At 62.5% G+C, this 18,778-nt stretch carries 17 protein-coding genes; 7 read left to right on the forward strand and 10 right to left on the reverse strand.

Going from position 1 to position 18,778, the window contains the following annotated elements:
* The first annotated feature begins 97 nt into the window (after window positions 1-97).
* From CIT26_RS26635 to CIT26_RS26645, 3 genes are all read left to right on the forward strand, one after another.
* Window positions 98-895 carry an N-formylglutamate amidohydrolase gene (locus CIT26_RS26635; protein WP_095495333.1) on the forward strand — a complete coding sequence of 266 codons (798 nt, stop codon included), beginning with the start codon at window positions 98-100 and terminating at the stop codon, window positions 893-895.
* A gap of 10 nt (window positions 896-905) precedes the next feature.
* The gene (locus tag CIT26_RS26640) at window positions 906-1,214 is read left to right on the forward strand and encodes a DUF1244 domain-containing protein (protein WP_095495334.1); all 309 of its coding nucleotides are present in this window, start codon (window positions 906-908) and stop codon (window positions 1,212-1,214) included.
* 198 nt (window positions 1,215-1,412) lie between these two features.
* Window positions 1,413-2,609: an MFS transporter gene (locus tag CIT26_RS26645; RefSeq protein WP_095495335.1), complete on the forward strand. Its 1,197-nt coding sequence runs from the start codon at window positions 1,413-1,415 to the stop codon at window positions 2,607-2,609.
* On the opposite strand, the gene CIT26_RS26650 is transcribed toward CIT26_RS26645, so the two are convergent.
* A complete protein-coding gene (locus CIT26_RS26650; RefSeq protein ID WP_095495336.1) occupies window positions 2,567-3,478 on the reverse strand; it encodes a LysR family transcriptional regulator in 912 nt (303 codons plus the stop codon). The genes CIT26_RS26645 and CIT26_RS26650 overlap by 43 nt on opposite strands.
* A gap of 94 nt (window positions 3,479-3,572) precedes the next feature.
* Between CIT26_RS26650 and CIT26_RS26655 the strand changes: the two genes are divergently transcribed.
* The gene (locus CIT26_RS26655) at window positions 3,573-4,532 is read left to right on the forward strand and encodes an NAD-dependent epimerase/dehydratase family protein (protein ID WP_095495337.1); all 960 of its coding nucleotides are present in this window, start codon (window positions 3,573-3,575) and stop codon (window positions 4,530-4,532) included.
* Between the two features lie 137 nt (window positions 4,533-4,669).
* Here CIT26_RS26655 and CIT26_RS26660 read toward each other — a convergent pair whose 3' ends face one another.
* The 5 genes from CIT26_RS26660 to CIT26_RS26680 form a co-directional block, all read right to left on the reverse strand.
* Window positions 4,670-4,828, reverse strand: a complete 159-nt coding sequence (locus CIT26_RS26660; protein ID WP_036267059.1) for a DUF3309 family protein — start codon at window positions 4,826-4,828, stop codon at window positions 4,670-4,672.
* 119 nt (window positions 4,829-4,947) lie between these two features.
* Window positions 4,948-8,124 (reverse strand): efflux RND transporter permease subunit, encoded by a 3,177-nt coding sequence (locus tag CIT26_RS26665; RefSeq protein ID WP_095495338.1) that lies wholly within the window; start codon window positions 8,122-8,124, stop codon window positions 4,948-4,950.
* Between the two features lie 2 nt (window positions 8,125-8,126).
* Complete coding sequence (locus CIT26_RS26670; protein WP_095495339.1) at window positions 8,127-9,308, reverse strand: efflux RND transporter periplasmic adaptor subunit; 1,182 nt, start codon at window positions 9,306-9,308, stop codon at window positions 8,127-8,129.
* 397 nt (window positions 9,309-9,705) lie between these two features.
* Entirely contained in the window at window positions 9,706-11,979 is a 2,274-nt protein-coding gene (locus tag CIT26_RS26675) for a xanthine dehydrogenase family protein molybdopterin-binding subunit (RefSeq protein WP_095495340.1), read from the reverse strand.
* 2 nt (window positions 11,980-11,981) lie between these two features.
* Entirely contained in the window at window positions 11,982-12,443 is a 462-nt protein-coding gene (locus CIT26_RS26680) for a (2Fe-2S)-binding protein (protein ID WP_095495759.1), read from the reverse strand.
* Between the two features lie 123 nt (window positions 12,444-12,566).
* On the opposite strand from CIT26_RS26680, the gene CIT26_RS26685 reads away from it, so the two are divergent.
* The gene (locus tag CIT26_RS26685; protein ID WP_095495341.1) at window positions 12,567-13,163 is read left to right on the forward strand and encodes a TetR/AcrR family transcriptional regulator; all 597 of its coding nucleotides are present in this window, start codon (window positions 12,567-12,569) and stop codon (window positions 13,161-13,163) included.
* A gap of 13 nt (window positions 13,164-13,176) precedes the next feature.
* On the opposite strand, the gene CIT26_RS26690 is transcribed toward CIT26_RS26685, so the two are convergent.
* The 3 genes from CIT26_RS26690 to CIT26_RS26700 all read right to left on the reverse strand — a co-directional run bounded on the left by CIT26_RS26690 (window position 13,177) and on the right by CIT26_RS26700 (window position 15,993).
* Entirely contained in the window at window positions 13,177-14,307 is a 1,131-nt protein-coding gene (locus tag CIT26_RS26690) for a patatin-like phospholipase family protein (protein WP_095495342.1), read from the reverse strand.
* Window positions 14,308-14,353: 46 nt separating this feature from the next.
* Window positions 14,354-15,136 carry a 3-hydroxybutyrate dehydrogenase gene (locus CIT26_RS26695; protein ID WP_095495343.1) on the reverse strand — a complete coding sequence of 261 codons (783 nt, stop codon included), beginning with the start codon at window positions 15,134-15,136 and terminating at the stop codon, window positions 14,354-14,356.
* A 170-nt stretch (window positions 15,137-15,306) separates the two neighbouring features.
* Window positions 15,307-15,993 (reverse strand): TetR/AcrR family transcriptional regulator, encoded by a 687-nt coding sequence (locus tag CIT26_RS26700; protein ID WP_095495344.1) that lies wholly within the window; start codon window positions 15,991-15,993, stop codon window positions 15,307-15,309.
* A 100-nt stretch (window positions 15,994-16,093) separates the two neighbouring features.
* Here CIT26_RS26700 and CIT26_RS26705 point away from each other — a divergent pair, with 100 nt between their 5' ends.
* The gene (locus CIT26_RS26705; protein WP_095495345.1) at window positions 16,094-16,540 is read left to right on the forward strand and encodes a hypothetical protein; all 447 of its coding nucleotides are present in this window, start codon (window positions 16,094-16,096) and stop codon (window positions 16,538-16,540) included.
* A gap of 89 nt (window positions 16,541-16,629) precedes the next feature.
* On the opposite strand, the gene phaR is transcribed toward CIT26_RS26705, so the two are convergent.
* On the reverse strand, window positions 16,630-17,241 hold the full coding sequence (gene phaR, locus CIT26_RS26710) for a polyhydroxyalkanoate synthesis repressor PhaR (RefSeq protein ID WP_095495346.1): 612 nt from the start codon (window positions 17,239-17,241) through the stop codon (window positions 16,630-16,632).
* A gap of 298 nt (window positions 17,242-17,539) precedes the next feature.
* Here phaR and CIT26_RS26715 point away from each other — a divergent pair, with 298 nt between their 5' ends.
* Window positions 17,540-18,718, forward strand: coding sequence for an acetyl-CoA C-acetyltransferase (locus CIT26_RS26715; RefSeq protein ID WP_095495347.1), 1,179 nt, complete (start codon window positions 17,540-17,542; stop codon window positions 18,716-18,718).
* Window positions 18,719-18,778: the final 60 nt, after the last annotated feature.

The following is an 18,778-nucleotide window of genomic DNA, read 5'->3' on the forward strand; positions in this document are numbered from 1 at the left end:
AAACCGTGGCCAAACGACGGCATTGCGTAATCGTCCCCTTCGTGGGAAAGACGATACCATCCTCCCAGGAAGCCAGCGAACAGACCATTTCCCGCCGATGACCCGATCCACAGTTTTCGCGCCTTTCGACATCGTCGAGGGCGACCGCAAGCGAGGCATCGTGCTTTTGGCCGATCACGCCCGTCGCGACTTGCCGGAAGAGTATGGCAGCCTCGGCTTGCCGGCGGCGGAATTCGACCGCCATATCGCCTACGACATCGGTGTCGAGACGGTGACGCGCGAATTGGCGGCTTTTCTCGGCGTGCCGGCAGTACTCGCCAATTTTTCGCGACTTCTGATCGATCCCAATCGCGGCGAAGACGATCCGACGCTGATCCGCCAACTCTATGACGGCACCGTCATTTCGGGAAATTATCCACTTGCCTTGAAGGAACGTGAAAGGCGGCTCGACCGCTTCTATCGGCCTTATCACGATGCCGTCGGCGCCATGATCGCCTCGGTGGCGCAGGCTTCCGCAAGCGCCCCCTTCATCTTGTCGATACATTCCTTCACCCCTTTCATGCAGGGATTCGTGCGCCCTTGGCATATTGGTGTCTTGTGGGATCGCGACGACCGGGTGGCGCGACCGCTGATCGACATGCTCGCCGAGGACAAAAGCCTTATCGTTGGCGACAACCAGCCCTATGACGGCGCATTGCGCGGCGACACCATGTTCAGGCATGCCATCGTCAACGGCTTTGCCCATGCGCTGATCGAAATCCGTCAGGACCTGATCGCCGATCGGCAGGATGCGGTCGCCTGGGCCGAACGGCTGGCGCCGGTCGTTGACGCTATCAACCGCCGTCCCGATATACATCAGGTCAAACGATTCGGCTCGCGCACCGGGCCGCTGTAAGGAGGTTTCGATGACCGAACTCAGCGACGAACAAAGACGCGATTTCGAAGCCGCCGCCTTCCGCCGGCTGGTTGCGCATCTGCGCGAACGCACGGACGTGCAGAACATCGACCTGATGAACCTCGCCGGCTTCTGCCGCAACTGCCTCTCCAACTGGTATCGCGACGCCGCGGAGGCCGAGGGCGTCGATCTCAGCAAGGACCAGTCGCGCGAGATCATCTATGGCATGCCTTATGCCGAATGGCAGGCGCTCAACCAGACCGAGGCCTCCGATGCCAAGAAGGCGGAGTTCGAGGCAAGACGCCCCAGGGATCATTAAGACCACGATCCCGAAAAGTGGAATCCGGTTTTCGGACAAGATCATGGTCGAACAAAAAACCCTGTCCCGATCGGCTCTCATCAACCTCGGATTCAAGCGAGCCGCTTGGCCCAAGCACTTCCAAGAGCGAGCGCTTGACTGAAGATTGAATCGATCTAATTTGCCGCGCGAACCTATTTTCGCACCGGACCCTACACGATGGACACGCTAAAAATCATGCAGACCGCCATTCGTGGACGATGGGCCGTGGGGGCCATCTTCCTGGCCAATGGTTTTCTGACCGGCGCCTGGGCGCCGCAGATCCCGGTGGTCCTGACCCGGCTGGATATCAGCAAATTCACGCTCGGCCTGCTGATCCTGCTGTTCGGCGCCGGCGCGGTCACGGCCATGACCTGGTGCGGCCACCTGATCTCCAGGCATGGTTCGCGCAGCGTGCTGCGCTGGTTCGGTCTCATCGGCAGTTTCGGCCTGCTGGTTGTGGCGCTTGCCCCCAACGTGCCGCTGGCGGCCATCGCCATGTTCATCTTCGGCGCTTCGATCGGCGGCATGGATGTCGCCATGAACGCCAATGCGGTCACGGTGGAACGGCGGTTGTCCCGCGCCATCATGTCGTCCTCGCACGGCTTCTGGAGCCTTGGCGGTTTCGCCGGTGGCGCTCTCGGCGGCTTCGCCATCCAGAATTACGGCCATCTCGCCCATGCGGCGGTGGTGACGGCTATTGCCTTTGCCGTGATCGCCGTGGCAGTCCGCTACCTGATCGCCGAGGGCAAGCCGCCCCAAGGATCATCGGGGATTACCGGACATCGCAAATTCGCGCTGCCTGGAAATCCGCTGGTCTATCTGGTCGGGCTGATGGCGCTGATGACGATGATCTCCGAGGGTGCGGTGCTCGACTGGGCGGCGCTTTACCTGCAACTGGAACTCGGCACCGACCTCGCCATAGCTGGTTTGGCTTACGCCGCTTTTTCCGGCGTCATGGCCGTCATGCGCTTCGTTGGCGACGGGGTCCGCAACCGTTTCGGTGCCGTAACGACGCTGCGCGTCTCGGCCCTTATCGCCGCCGCCGGCATGCTGGTGGCCGGGCTGGCGCCCTCGCCCTGGCTCGCCATCTCAGCTTTTGCCTTTTGCGGCTTCGGCATCGCCAATATGGTGCCGATCCTGTTTTCGGCCGGCGGCAACCAGGAAGGCATGTCGTCCGGCACCGGTATGAGCGTCGTCACCACGATGGGCTATTCCGGCATTCTGGTGGCGCCGTCGGCGATCGGCTTCATCGCCGAGCACTCGAGCTTCAGTCCGATCTTCGTCGCTTTGTCGGGGCTGCTCGTCGTCGTATTTTTGATGGCCGGGCTCGCTCACCGCGCCGAATTCGCGCCCGACGCAGCACCGGCCGAATAGCGCTTCAACTCCTCATAGAGGAAATCCGCGACACGGCGGATGCGCACGCTGGTGCGTACGTCGCGATGCATGGCCAGCCATACCGGCAGCGTCGGCAGCGCGAGGCCCGGCAGCACTGTCTCCACCAGCGGATCGCGATCGGCCAGCGGTTCCTGGCCGAAGCCGATGCCGTTTCCCGCCCGCACCGCCTCCCACAGCACGATTTGGTTGTCGGTCCTGAAGCGGAAGGCATTGCGGGTGAGCGGGACGCCGAACTGGGCAAAGCCGCGAATGATCTCATCGCTGCGGTCGAAGCCGATCAGGTCGTGGCCGGGAAGATCGCCGGGCTCGCGCGGACGGCCACGCCTGTCGAGATAGGATTTTGCCGCGCAGGCGCGGAGCGGAATGTCAGTCACCTTGCGCGCCACCAATTCGTTCTGCGCCGGCTTGACCATGCGGATGGCGATGTCGGCATCACGGCGCAAAAGGTTCTCGACCTGATTCGACGCGACGATCTCGACCTCGATGCCGGGTTCCTCAGCGCCCAGCCGCGCCGTCATCTCGGGCAGGACATAGGCAGCCACCACCTCGCTGGCGGCAATGCGCACCGTGCCTTCGATCGCCTCGACCGATCCCAGCGCCAATAGCGAAAAGGCGCTCGCCTGCTCGCTTACCGCCCGACCGCGTTCGTAGAGCGTGCTGCCGGCTTCCGTCAGCGCATAGCCGCGCCGCCCGCGCCGGAACAGGGTGACGCCGAGCGCCTGCTCCAGTTCGGCGATATGGCGGCCGAGCGTCGGCTGGCTTGCAGCCAGCTTGCGCGCGGCAGCGGACAGGCTGCCGGTTTCCGCCACGATGACGAAGCTCTTGATCAGATTCCAGTCGATTTCCATTCAAAACTGAATATCAGATCGCCGAATTCAGTCAATTTCCATTCGTTTGCGGGCGAATCATATTGTGACCGTAACGCAAACACGGAGACGAAACATGACCAAGATCGCAATTCTGGGTGCCAATGGCCGGCTCGGCCGCGTGGTTTCCAAGGCCTTCATCGACGCCGGCTATGATGTCCGCGCCATCACCCGCAGCGGCAAGATACCGGCAGAACTCACCGGCGCCACAGCCGTCGCCGGCGACGGGCTCGATCGCGAAGCGCTTATCCGCGCCACCGAAGGCGTCGACATCATCTTCAACGGCCTCAACCCGACCTACACCGACTGGGGCAAGTGCCTGCCGATGGCCGAGAACGTCATGGCCGCGTGCCGGGCGAACCACGCATTGCACCTCGCTCCCGGCAGCGTTTACAATTACGGCTCGCCGATGCCGGCGGTCATCACCGAAGACACGCCATTCCACCCGACGACGGAAAAGGGCCGCATCCGCGTCGCCATGGAAGACCTCTTTCGCCGCGAGGCCGAAGCAGGCCGAGTGCGCACCATTCTGCTGCGAGCCGGCGATTTCTTCGGCGGCACCGGCACCGGATCGTGGTTCGATCTGATGGTGGCCGCCAAGATGGACAAGGGCGTCTATACCGCCCCCGGGCCGGCCGATCTCGTGCATGAATGGGCCTATCTGCCTGATATGGCCAAGGCTTTCGTTGGACTGACTGAGAATCTCGCCAAGCTCGGCGCCTACGAGGCGCTGAACTTTCCCGGCCACGCCGTTACCGATCTGGAGATCAAGGCGGCCGCGGAGCAGGCGCTCGGGCGCGCGCTGAAACTGACGTCGATGCCGTGGTGGGTGCTGCGCGCCGGCAGTCCGTTCGTGGCGATGTGGCGCGAGCTCGTCTCGATGTCCTATCTCCGCTTCGAGCCACACCAGCTGACCTCGGCAAGGCTGGAAGGCATCATCGGTACGATCCCGCATACGCCGTTGGACAAGGCGGTGGCAGCGGCTCTCGATGATATCGGTGTCGCCACGATTGATGGCGTTTCGGAAGCTGCCTGAAACGGAAAGCGGCCATTACCCAACGCATGATCTGAGCCGAAGGCTCGGAAAGGACCATGCGCAAAATCAAATGCTACAGCGCTGTGAGTCCAAAAGGACGCGCAGCGCTGTAGCATTCGTGCACACCAAACTCCGGGTCAAATCCTGCCCATCAGCAGCAACACCAAGAGGACGATCAGGATGACGCCGACAATGCCGGAGGGACCATAACCCCAGGAACGCGAATGAGGCCATGCCGGCACCGCGCCGATCAGAATGAGGATCAGAATGATGACGAGAATGGTGCTGAGCGTCATGAGAAACTCCCCGCTTTGAGGTGTCGCATGGCAGGACAATGCAAAAGGCCGCCGGGTTGTTCCCGGCGGCCTTTTCTTTGCGCGATCAAAATACGCGCGGCACTCCAAGCAAAGTTGGCCTATTCGGCGGCCTTCGGGAAGGCGATCGCCGGCTCGTCAAGCGAGCCCGGTCTTGCGGATGTCTCGACAGTCGCACCGACTGTCTTGCCGCGCCGGAACATTCGACGGAAGAATGCATAGAAGCGGCTGTTCTTACTACGCGTGAACACCATCAGCATCGCCGGTGTCACCACCAGCGTCAGCAAGGTGGCGAAGGACAGGCCGAAGACGATCGCCGACGACAGTGAAATCCACCATTGCGTCGACGGCGCGTTGATCGTCGTCTCGTGATGGAAGATTTCGAGACCGAGGCCGAAAGCGATCGGCAGCACGCCGAGGATCGCCGATACCGCCGTCAGCACGACCGGGCGGGCACGTTCGCGGCAGGTCTGCAGCACCGCGTCCATCTTGTCCCAGCCTTCTTCGCGCAGCCGGTCATAGGTGTCGATCAGCACGATGTTGTTGTTCACCACCACACCGGCCAGCGCGATGACGCCGATGCCTGACATGACGATGCCGAACGCCTCTCCAGTCAACAGCAATCCCAGGAACACGCCGACCGTCGCCATGACCACGCAGGACAGCACCAGCCAGACGCTGGTGAATTTGTTGAACTGCATCAGGAGCACGAGGAAGATCAGGAAGATCGCCGCACCGAAGGCCTTGCTGAGGAAGGCACTGGCCTCGGCGCTGTCCTCGTTCGAGCCGGCGAGCTTCCAGCGTATGCCGCTGCCGAGATCCATATCGGCGACAGCCTGGCTGACCTGCTGCTGGACAGAAGCGACTTGCTCGCCGGCGGCGACATTGGCCTGGACGACCACCGTGCGCGCGCCGTCGATGCGGTTGAGGATACCGACGGTCGGCTCGGGCTTGCGCACGACGAAATTCGAGATCGGCACCGACCCTTGCGAAGTCTGCACCCTGAGGTCATCGAGTGTCGACAGCGTGCGCCGGTCCTCGGGCAGACGCAGCCTGATGTCGACGGCGTCGTCAGCACCGGCTGGCCGGTATTCACTGAGCTTCAGCCCGTTCGTCACCAGTTGCACAACCGTTCCGACCGAGGTCGGGCTGATGCCGTATTGCGCCGCCTTGGCGCGATCGACGTCGAGCGCCCAGTCGACGCCGGGCGGCGGCAGGCCGTCGGAAATGTCGATGACGCCGGGCACCTTGGCAATGCGGGCGGCGACGGCGCGCGCCTTGTCGTCGAGGCCCTTCGGATCGACGGCTGACAGCCTGATCTGGATCGGCTTGCCGGTGGGCGGGCCGGCCTCGGGCACACGAACCTCGACGTCGACGCCGGGAATGCCGGCCATGACGCCGCGCAGTTCGTCCAGGATCGCGTTCGCCGATTTGCGCTCGCGCCAGTCGACGAACTCGTACTGGATCACGCCAACCACGTCTTCAGGAATGTCCTGGCCGCCGCCTTGCGTCTTGCCGACCCGGGTATAGACCGATTTCACGCCCGGCCAGCCGAGAAGCCGGTTTTCGGCGGTCTTCGTGGCGGCATCCATTTCGGCGAGCGAAAGGTTGCCGCGGGCGTGCACATAGAGCAGGCCGTAGTCAGGCTCGACATTCGGGAAAAACTCGACGCCGGCGCCGTATTTCGAATAGGCAAAGCCGACGCCGAACAAAAGGCCGACGGTGAGCAGAAGCACGGTGATGGGAAAGCGCACCGCCTGCTTGACCACGGCCATGTACCAGCCGTCGCGGTTGTCATTCTCGTGATGCGGCGGCGCCTTGGCGAACAAGGCGCCCAGCGCCGGTGCAAAGACCAGTGCATAAAGCATCGAGGCCGAGAGTGTGACGATCAGCGTGATCGGCATGTATTTCATGAAGTCGCCGATGATGCCCGGCCAGAACAGCAGCGGCGAAAAGGCGGCGATGCGCGTCATCGTTGCGGCGATGACCGGACCGGCCATGCGCTTGGCGGCAAGCGCGAAGGCCTCCGCCTTCGGCATGCCTTCGCTCATCCGCCGTTCGGCGAATTCGGTGACGATGATGGCGTCGTCGACGAGCATGCCGACCGCCAGGATGAGGCTGAACAGCACGATCATGTTGATCGTGTAACCCATCATCGCCAACAGCAGGATGCCGATCAGGAAGGACGATGGGATGGCCAGTCCGATCAGCAGCGAGGCACGGCCCGACAGTGCATAGAGAATGACGATGAACACCAGGATCACGGCGATCATGACGTGGTTCTGCAGATCGCCGAGCAACTGGTTGACGAAGACCGACTTGTCCTGCGTGTAGGTGACGTGCATGCCTTCCGGCATGGTCTTTATGAATGCATCGGACACGGTCCTCACCTGGGCGATCGTGTCGATCAGGTTGGAGCCGATGCGCTTCTTCACCTCGATGGCGATTGCCGGCTTGCCGTCGAGACGGGTCACCGTCTCGGCGTCCTTGAAGGTGGAGCGGACGGTGGCGATATCCTTGGCCTGCACCACGGCATTGGCGCCAGCGACGATCGGAAGCGCCGCCACGTCCTCCGGCGTCTCGATCAGCGACGGCACCTTGACCGCGTATTTGCCCTCGGATCCTTCGATGTTGCCGGCGGCGACAAGACTATTGGAATCGCCGACCGCACCGATCAGCTGCTCAAGCTGCAGCCCGTAGGAAGACAGTTTCATCGGATCGATGACGACTTCGACGAGATCATCCCGCGCACCTTGCAGCGCGCCTTCCAGCACGCCCGGCACTTCCTCGATGCGGTCGCGCAACTCGCGCGCCGCAGCCGTGAGCATACGCTCGGGCACCTCGCCCGACAGCGTCACGACAAGGACGGGGAATTCGGAGACGTTGACTTCGGAGACTACAGGCTCCTCGGCTGCCTGCGGCAGGTCGGCCTTGCCGTCCTGGACCTTGCTGCGCGTGTCCTGCAACGCCGTCGCCAGATCCGTCTGCGGGTGGAATTCGACCAGCACATAGCCGCCGCCCTGGAAGGCGGCCGAGCGCATCTCCTTGAGACCCTTGAGGCTCTTCAGCTTGGCTTCCATCGGCCGCAGCAGAAGGCGCTCCGAATCCTCGGGCGAGATGCCCTGATAGATCAGGCTGACATACATCATGGGAATCGGAACGTCGGGTTCCGCTTCCTTCGGCGTCGACTGGTAGGCGACCGCACCCGCAAGGATGAGGAACACCAGGACCGAAATGGTCAGCCGGGCATTGCTGATTGCGAGTTTGACGATATCCATGATTACTGCGTCCCGGCCGTCGCTTCGCCCAACAGCTTCTGGATGGTCGCCTGGTCGGCCTCGACCGGCTTGACCACTTCGCCTTCCTTCACCAGTTCCTGGCCGGCGACGATGATGCGCGCATCGGCAGGAATGCCGCCGAGCACCAGGCCGGTTGGCGTGTCGTCGACCAGGTCGATCGGGAAGAACACGACCTTGTCGTCCTTGTCGACGGCGCGGATGCCGAGGTCGCCCTTGTCGCCGAGCGTCACCACGGAGCGCGGCAGCATGACAGCGTCGGTCGGCTGCGCGCTCAGCGCGATCTCAGCGGTCATCCCGGCCGGAATAGTGCCCTCGGGATTGGAGATTGCGATCTCGACGCGGAAGGTGCGGGTGGCGGACGAGGCGTCGCGGCTGATATAGCGCACGGTGCCCTCGACATTCTGGCCGCTAACCAACCGTACATTCGCCTTGTCGCCGATCTTCAGATAGCCGAGATCACGTTCGCTGACCTCGCCGCGGGCGATCACTGGATCGAGGCTCAGAATGGTCGCCACTTCGCCGCCCTGCATCACGGAACTGCCAAGCTCCACCGGTACCCGGTCGATAACGCCGTCGAACGGCGCCTTCACCTCGTTGCGGTCGAGTTCGGCCTGCGCGGCTTCCAGGTGCGACTGGGCTAGCGTCAGGTTGGAGCGAGCCGTATCGAGCTGCAGCTTGGGCAGATTGCCCGTTTTCATCAGCCGCAATGCTGCATCGAGTTCGGCCTGACGCTGAACCAGAAGCTGCTTGGCGTTGCTGACCGCCGAATGCTTTTCCTCGGCTGCCAACATCAGCACGAGGTCGCCGGTCTTGACGCGCTGTCCCTGCTTGACCGGCAGCTTGTCGATGACGCCGGCGACGCGCGTCGCCAGGACCGCGCGCTTGTCAGCTTCGGTCAGTCCGGAAATCCGGATGGCGCGCGCATAGGTACGCCTAGGCGGGGTTATGATCGCGACGGTGCGCAACGGCGCCTTGGGCTGCTCTGCCTCAGCGGGCTTGGCCTTGCCGGCGTCAGCCGCCTTTGGCTGCTCGACCTCCCCCGCCTTGGGTTCGTTGTCGGCGGCCGCGCTGCCGACGGACGAGAACTCGCCCGTCACCATCCATGCAGCGAACCCGACAAGCACAACAATGGCTGCAAGCTTGTGAAACCTGTATTTCGGCATCGTCGTTTTTCCAGTGCGCGGGGTTCGGCCAGGCCGCGTCTTCTAACTCGGCGCGTCGCCGATATGGGTGCGCGCAAGGCCGTGTTCAACTTGCCGTGATCGGCGAACGAGCTTCTACATCAAAGTTGCACCGCAATATAGTCAGAAAAGTTGATGGGTAATACTTCGCTGGACAGGATGCGCCCGCCGCCGTGAGGCGCGCCGGACCAGCGCAGCCGTTCGTCTGCGAACATCGCATTCGGCGCAGTGCGGATGCGAAAGCAACCGCTAGACCGCGTCCCTCGGACAAACCCTTGGCTGCATCGACGTCATCGGTGCCGTGCCTTGGCTTTCCTCTGCCGCTGGGGAGGCGCCATCGAAACAGCATGGCAGCAGCTGTCAGCATGATGGGAATATTTCATGCAAAGGTCACTTCCTTCGACAAGGGCAGTGTCCGGATGCGCTTGCCGGTCAGTGCGAAGATGGCGTTGGCGAGTGCCGGTGCCGCCGGCGGTGTGCCGACTTCGCCGACGCCGCCCATCTTGTGAAAATTCTCCAGGATAGCGACTTCGAACGCCGGACACTGGAAGATGCGCATGGCGTCGTAGTCGTGAAAATTCGACTGTTCGACCATGCCGTCGGCGAAAGTAATCTCCTGACCCATCGCCGCCGACAGGCCATAGATGGCGGCGGAGATGAGCTGCGCCTCGATGATATCAGGATCGAGCGCGGTGCCGACATCGGCGGCGATCCACACCTTCTCAATGCGGATTCCGGACGGCGTGTCGGCGACCTGGACGATCTCGCCGACCCAACTGCCGAAGGACAGCGTGAACGCCATCCCCTTGGCCTTGCCGGCGGGCAGCGCCTCGCCCCATTTCGCCATCGCGGCGACCTTCTCGACCACTTTCACCGCCGCCGGATAGGCAGCCATCAGCGTCTTGCGCAGTTCGACCGGATCGACTTTCCCGGCGGTGGCGATCTCGTCCATGAAGCCCTCATGAAAGAAGCCGTTGATCGAGCAGCCGACCGATCGCCAGAAGCCGACCGGGATGGAGGCGGGCGCAGCAATGCCGCTGACCCGGTAATTCGGGATGGTGTAGGGCTGGTCGTAGGCCCCATCGGCAATGGACTTGTCGGGGCCAAGCGGCGGGATCGAGGGAAACAGCCGGCGCAAGGTGCTGGCTATCAGCGATGGCGAGGCGATTGTCATGTCGACGGCGACCGGCATGCCGTCGTTGCCAAGCCGCGCCTGGAATTTGCCGACCGAAGCCGGCCGGTAGGCATCGTGGCGCATGTCCTCCTCGCGCGTCCAAATCACCTTGATCGGCCGGCCTGCCGTTTCTTTCGCCATCAGCGCGGCACAGAGCGCATAATCCACCTCGATACGTCGGCCGAAGCCGCCGCCCATGAAGGTGGTGTGGACGCTGACCTTGTCCTGCTCGATGCCGACAGCATTGGCGCAAAGCTGCCGCACCAAGGTCGGCGCCTGGTTGCCGCACCAGATGTCGAGGACGCCGTCCTTCAGCCGCGCCGTGGCGTTCATCGGCTCCATCGTCGCATGTGCCAGATAAGGCACCGCATAGTCGGTCTTGACGATCCTTTCGCGCGGCGCGTCGGCGAAGGCGGTATCGACATCGCCATCGTCGCGCATCACCGACCCTTTTGTGCCGAGCGCCTGCTTCAGCACCTCGGAAATGCCGGCGCTGTCCAGCGGATATTCGGGATCGGCCCATTCGGCGTCGATCGCCTCCGCCGCCTTGAACGCCGCCCAGGTGTTTTCGGCGATGATGCCGAAGCCGTGGCCGTAATTCGTGTCGATCGGCACGATCTTGATCACGCCAGGCATTTTCTCGGCGTTGGAGAAATCCGCCTTGACCGGCTTGGCCCAGAAGCGCGGGCTCATCTTGACCGTGCCGTACAGCATCTCCGGCAGCGTCACGTCGATGCCGAAGATCGGCGCCCCGGTGACCTTGGCCAGCATGTCGATGCGTTTTTGCGGTTTGCCGAGCAGTTTCCAGTCGGCTTTGTCCTTGAGCCTGATTTCCGCGGGCGGCGCCATCGTCGCAGCGGTCGCGGCGACAGCGCCATAGGTCAGCGACTTGCCCAACGCCTTGTGCAGGATCGAGCCGTTGGCCGTTTCCAGATCGGCGGCAGCTATACCGAGCTTTTGCGCGGCCGCTGCAATCAGCATCTGCCGCGCAGTGGCGCCGGCTTGCCGCATCTTGTCGAAACCGTCGAGTGTCGAGGCCGAGCCGCCGGTGCCTTGCAGGGCGAGGAATTTTCCGACCACGCCCATGCCGGCGCGCACTATTTCCGCGGTCATGCTTTCGTCAAAGAAGGCGAACGGACCGCCCTCTTCCAGGATCGCCGCATTGAAATAGGCGTAGGAGGCCGGGCCGTGCTCGACCTTGATCTGGTCGAGCCCGACATCGAGCTCTTCGGCAACCATGGCAGCAAGCGTCGTCGAGATGCCTTGGCCCATCTCGGCGCGCGGCGCGACGATGGTGATGGTGTTGTCGGCGCCGATCTTCACATAGGGGTTGAAGGTCGCTTCATCAGCGGCGAGGTCGCCTTCCAGCGGATTCGGGTAGGGCTTGCGGTAGTAATAATAACCGACGGCGACGCCGCCCGCGATGGCAGCCGCTCCGATGAGAAACGTGCGGCGGGCGATCTTTCCGACACTGGCCATGGTCAGATCCCCGCCGTCTTGAGGACGACCGCTCTTTTGATCGCCGCGCGGATCTTCGGGTAGGTGCCGCAGCGGCAGAGATTGCCGCCCATGGCATCGTCGATGTCGGCATCGGTCGGGTCGGCAACCTCGTCGAGCAACGCCACCGCGCTCATGATCTGGCCGGCCTGGCAGTAGCCGCATTGCGCGACCTGCTCTTCCAGCCATGCCTGCTGTACCGGATGCAGTCTGGCTTCGGTGCCGATGCCTTCGATCGTGGTGACCGCGCCGGTGACCTCACCGACCGGCAATGAACAGGAGCGCACCGGCTGGCCGTCGACATGCACCGTGCAGGCGCCGCAGGCGGCGATGCCGCAGCCGAACTTCGGCCCGGTCTTGCCCATGAGATCGCGCAGCGCCCACAGCAGCGGCATTTCGGGATCGGCATTGACGTCGAATGCCTGCCCGTCGACGGTGAGGCGCATGGGGATACCCTTTGTTGTCGTCCACAGCCCGAGGCAAAAAGGCCGGTCGGCCATTTCGTCCTCATACATCTTGACAAATTACGTCATTTTGTCAACAGAGCTTTTGCAGGATAAAGTCGCGCCATGATCGAGATCGAGGACATCGCCACCGACCCCAAGCGCGCCCGCATTCTGGACAGCGCGATGAAGGTGTTTCTGGCCTATGGTTTCGCCCGCACCACCATGGACGACATTGCGCGTGCCGCCGACATGTCGCGGCCGGCGCTTTATCTCCAGTTCAAGAACAAGACCGATATTTATCGCGCCATTGCGTTGATGCTGCTCTCCCGCTCGCTCGAGCAGGCGAAAACGGCACTCGCCGGCGAAGAACCATTTGCCGAGCGCACGATGCGGGCCATCGACGAAGCGCTGATCTCGATGACGCGCACCGTCCACGCCTCGCCCCATGGCGCCGAACTCCTTGACATGAAGTCGAGTCTCGCCGACCTGATCGGCTGCTGGCGCAGCCGGTTTGCCGAGCATGTCGCCGCAGCGATCCAGAGCGAGGCCGGACGCAATGGCGTCGATCTCACCGCCAAGGGCTTGTCGGCAAAATTGCTGGCCGACATGCTGCTCGACGGGCTGGAAGGCATGAAGATGCGCACCAGCGATCCGGACGAGCAGAGGCGGGCTGCGGCCGCGCTGATCAAGGTGATCGATCTAGCCTTGCAAAAAAGCTGACAAACAAAACGCCTCAGGCTCGGCGACGCGCCGCCTCGGGCTTCTTGCGTGCCGCTAGGAACTCCTTCACCCGCCGGCCCAGTGCCGGACCACGCACCGGTTTGAAGCCGTCGTCGAGTTCGCCGGAGAGATCGAGTGTCGGCCGCTTGCCGACGGCGTCGTAATTCTCTTCCAGCCAGTCGCTGGCGGCGGTGCGGCCAAGGTCGCGCAGATAGGTCAGGAACGCCCATTCGGCATTGACCTTCGACGATGCCGACAGATCCTTGAACGCCTCGTCGGCATCAATGCGGTGCATGCGGATGTCGCGGTATTCGCCATGCGGCAGCCGGCCGGCGGCAATCAGTTCCTTGACGAAGGCGATCGAACGGAATTCACGCAGCAGCCCGGCATTGAAGGTGATCTCGTCGATGCGGTTCTGGATTTCGTTGGCGCTCTTCGGCGTTCCCTCGCGGACCACCGGATTGATCTGCACCAACAGTACGTCCTCGGCGGCAGCCGTCTTGAAGAACGGGAACAGCGCTGGATTGCCGCCATATCCGCCATCCCAGTAGGGCACGCCCTTGATCTCGACGGCGCGGAACAGCTGTGGCAGGCAGGCCGACGCCATCACCGTGTCGAGGTCGATCTCGCCATCGGAAAAGACGCGTAACTGCCCGGTCTCGACATTGGTCGCGGAGATGAACAGCTCCATCGACTTGCAGGCGCGCACATTGCCGAAATCGATCTCCTGTTCGACCACATCGCGCAGCGGGTTGAGGCCGAGTGGGTTGGCGACATAGGGCGAAAACACCCGCGACATAGTGTCGAAAAAGAGATAGCCCGGCGTGTTCTCGATCGACCAATTGCCCCAGGCCACGTCCCACGGCATGCGCTGCACCGGGCTGAACCGGCCCTTCAGCGCCACCGCGCGCCAGAAATCGTCGAGCTTCCGCCGCGCGCCCTCGACGCCGCCGCGGACGAAGCCGTCGGCCAGCGCCACCGCGTTCATGGCGCCGGCGCTGGTGCCCGAAACCGCCGCGATGTCGAGCCGCCCGTCCTCCAGCAGCTGGTCGAGCACCCCCCAGGAGAAGGCGCCATGCGAGCCGCCACCCTGCAGCGCGACGTTGATCTTCTTGGGCTCCTCCACCTTGCCGTTCGTCGTCATGGCGTTGCCCTTGATTTGTCGGCCAGATTTGTTCCGCGCGCCAAATTCACTGGGCGGTCCAGCCGCCGTCGACCGAAATATGCGTGCCGTTGATCTGCGCTGCCGCATCCGAACACAGGAACACCGCGGCAGCAGCAACCTGCTCGACCGTGACGAACTCCTTGGTCGGCTGCTTTTCGAGCATGACCTCGCGGACCACAGTGTCGCGGTCCATCTTGTTGGCCTTCATCTGGTCGGGGATCTGCGCCTCGACCAGCGGCGTCAGCACATAGCCGGGGCAGATGGCGTTGCAGGTGATCTTGTCGTGCGCCAGTTCCAAAGCGACCGTCTTGGTCAGCCCCATGATGCCGTGCTTGGCCGCGACATAAGCCGACTTGAACGGCGAGGCGACCAGCCCGTGGGCCGAGGCGATGTTGACGATCCTGCCGCCGCCGGCTTGTTTCATCAGCGGGATCGCGGCAGCGATGGTGTGGAAGGCCGACGACAGATTGATGGCAATGATCGCGTCCCATTTCTCGATGGGAAATTCTTCCACCGGCGCGACATGCTGGATGCCGGCATTGTTGACCAGGATGTCGACCGAGCCGAACGTCTCGGCTGCTTTCTCGATCAAAGCCCCGCATTCGGCCGGCTTCGACATGTCTGCCTTGATATAGACGGTCTTCACGCCGTGATGTTTGGCGATCGCATCGGTGATGGCCTGGTCGTCGGCAGTGTCGGAAAAGGAATTGACGACGACGTTGCAGCCGTCGGCCGCGAGCGCATGGGCGATGGCCAGGCCGATGCCCGAGGTGGAACCGGTGACGATGGCGGTTTTTCTGCTGGGCAAGGCGAAATCCTTCAGTACGGTGCTAACGGGAGCATATTGCAGTGCAACATATATGTCTCGTGCGGCGCAAGAACAGCGGCACGGATTGGCGATGACATGAAATTTTTGTCATGAATGAGGACACCCTCACTCGAAGTTGTGCGCCTGACAGACAGTGTGAAAACAGTTTGTCAGCGATCCCGGGTAGCCACTTCGGCGTGCTCCTGAGACTGCGCTTTGGATGAAATCCGGCTCATGAAAAGATGGAGAGCTCTGCGCGCGGCGAGCGATGGCGGCTCGGACGGATGCCACTCCGGAAAATGACCATCGATCGCCATGCGCGCCAACCCGTAGACAAACGCGCGCGCGGCAAGCACCAGATGGTCAAAGTCGGTGTCCGGAGCAAGCCGACCTTGTTGTTGCGCTTGGGTCAGCAGGTCGATCATCTTCCGGCGAACGGCTTCATTCTGACCACGAAGACTATCCGACGCGTCGAAATCAATCAGCGTTCGAGAACTGATGATCTGGAAATGCGTCGGATTGCTGATCGCCCATTCCAGATAGCCTTGTCCGATCGCTTCGAAGGCCACGATGGGATCTGCGCTGTCGACTTTGGACTGTGCATCGGCAACGGCTTCGGTCAGCCGGTTCATGGCCTGTTCGGCGACTGCGGTCAGCAGTGCTGTTTTCGACCGAAAATGCCGGAATGGCGCGCCGGGCGAAACGCCGGCACGCTTTGCGGCCTCACGCACGGAGACATGCTCTGCTCCGCGCTCTTCGATGATCTCCACGGTTGCAGCGATCAAGGCCTCAACCAAATTGCCGTGATGATAGCGTTTGGGGTTGGCGGCTTCGCCAGAATCCGATTGGCTGGTCATGCCTGCCCAATAGCATGAAGCCGAAATGTAATCATCGATTATTTCCTTGCGTCCAAGCGATTCATATGTAATCAGTGATTACACATCAACGGAGGTTAACATGGCTCGCATCATCGCAACGACTGCCCTCGCTTTCTCTTTACTGTCGCTCGGGTCTGCACAGGCCGAAGATCGGCCAACCCTGCAAATCGTCTGGCCGGCGGCCGGTTCGGTCATCGAACTCGGTACCGATCCCGAGAAGGCAATAGGCGTCATCGTTAGGAGCAACTTCACGCTGCTGCCAGCGGGTGAATGCGACGGCGTCGGCCAATGCGGCCACGTGCATATGAAGATCGATCCCGCCGGAGATACCTGCAACATCCCCGGCAAACCGTACAACAGCATGAACAGCGACTTTAGCGGCGATCTTATCAGGGCTCGTTTCGGCCATTGTCCGGATGCCGCCGGCAAGCACGTGATCGGTGTGCTACTTGCCGATGATCATCACAAGCCCATTCTTGTGGACGGCAAACCCGTTACCGCGCTGGTGACGGTGACGACGAAATAGCGTGGCCGGAGTCCCTCAGCCTCATTCGAGGCGGAGATGTTCTGACACGGTCTGCTGAGAGATTTCGGCCGGGTTTGGTCGGCCGGCGATCACGACATCGTGTCGAGCTTGCGCTGCATGGCGGCGATCTGTTCCTTCAATTCCTGAAGGTCGTCAGGTTTTTCCGACGTTTCTTTCCTGGCCGGCTCCGCCGGCGCTGCGGAAGAGCCATTCGAGCCTGCGGGTGGGAAGGGCGTGAACAGGCGCATGGCGTTCTGGAACATCTCCATGTTGCGGCGCGTCTGCTCTTCCAGCGCCTTGATCGGCGTAGCGATCTTCATCATGTCCATCGGCGACTTGCCCAAGGCACCCTTCATCTGCTCGCGGAAGCGTTCCTGTTCCTTTGAGAAGGCGATCATCGACTGCTCGAGGAAGCTCGGCACGATCATCTGCATCTGGTCGCCGTAAAAGGCGATCAACTGGCGCAGGAACGGAATCGGCAGCATGTTCTGCCCCTCCTTGTTCTCCAGTTCAAAGATGATCTGGGTCAGCACCGGATGGGTGATGTCGTCGCCGGTCTTGGCGTCCTGGACGGTGAACTCCTCGCCCTTCTTGACCATTTCGGCAAGGTCCTCGAGCGTCACATAAGTGCTGGTGCCGGTGTTGTAGAGGCGGCGATTGGCATATTTCTTGATGATAATCGGTTCGTCTTTCGCGGCCATCAGCATCCTCCCAGGACACCGGCGCACTTGTGTAAGCTGCCGGTAACGATTGCGCCTTTTCAAGGATTGCGCAAAAGCGTCGCAATTCCAAGCGGTTTGTGCAGTGCGGGATCAATTAATGCTGCATGGCGGGCTAAAAATGCTGCGCAGCAATGGGCGGGCTGTTTCCATGACCATGCGCAACCTGCTTGCGGCGCATGGCCGGCATGCTCATTTCCGGTTTGACTTGGATCATTGAAAGGGCAAGAAAAGCCCTTGACGATACCAAAACTCGATACCTCGAAGTCTGGAGAAGAACATGTCCGCTGCCATCGTTGTCGCCAGTGCGGCGCGCACGCCCGTCGGTTCCTTCAACGGCGCCTTTGCCGCCACCCCGGCACATGAGCTTGGTGCCGTGGTCATCAAGGAGCTTCTGTCCCGTGCCGGCGTCGAGCCGGCGGAGGTCGACGAGGTCATCCTCGGCCAGGTGCTGACCGCGGCTCAGGGCCAGAACCCCGCCCGCCAGGCGTCTATCAATGCCGGCCTGCCAAAGGAAACCACGGCCTGGGGCCTCAATCAGGTTTGCGGCTCAGGTCTGCGCGCTATTGCTCTCGGTATGCAGCAGATCGCCACCGGCGACGCCAGGGTGATCGTCGCCGGCGGGCAGGAATCGATGTCGCTGGCCCCGCACGCTCAGCACCTGCGTGCCGGCGTCAAGATGGGCGACTACAAGATGATCGACACCATGATCAAGGACGGGCTTTGGGATGCCTTCAATGGTTATCACATGGGCAACACCGCCGAAAACGTCGCTCGCCAGTTCCAGATTACCCGCGATGACCAGGACCGGCTCGCATTGGCCTCCCAGAACAAGGCAGAGGCCGCGCAGAAGGCCGGCAAATTCAAAGACGAGATCGTGGCTTTCATCGTCAAGGGCAAGAAAGGCGACACGACAGTCGACCAGGACGAATACATCCGCCACGGCGCCACGATCGACGCCATGACCAAGCTGAGACCGGCCTTCGACAAGGACGGCACGGTGACCGCCGCCAATGCCTCCGGCATCAATGACGGCGCCGCCGCCGTGCTGCTGATGACCGAGGCGGAAGCCGCAAAGCGCGGCATCACGCCGCTGGCGCGCATCGTGTCCTGGGCGACCGCTGGCGTCGATCCGCAGATCATGGGCACCGGGCCTATTCCCGCCTCGCGCAAGGCGCTGGCCAAGGCCGGCTGGTCGGTCGGCGATCTCGACCTGGTCGAGGCCAACGAGGCCTTCGCCGCCCAGGCCTGCGCCGTCAACAAGGACATGGGCTGGGATCCGTCCATCGTCAACGTCAACGGCGGCGCCATCGCCATCGGCCATCCGATCGGCGCCTCAGGTGCCCGCATCTTCAACACGCTGGTTTACGAGATGCGCCGCCGCGGCGCCAAGAAGGGCCTCGCCACGCTGTGCATCGGCGGCGGCATGGGCGTCGCCATGTGCGTGGAAGCACTATGAAGACAGATTACAGCGCCGGGCGTCCCTTGGGACGCGCAAAGGAGGCTGTAGCACTTGACC

The sequence above is a fragment of the Mesorhizobium temperatum genome (genome assembly GCF_002284575.1).
GTDB lineage: Bacteria > Pseudomonadota > Alphaproteobacteria > Rhizobiales > Rhizobiaceae > Mesorhizobium > Mesorhizobium temperatum.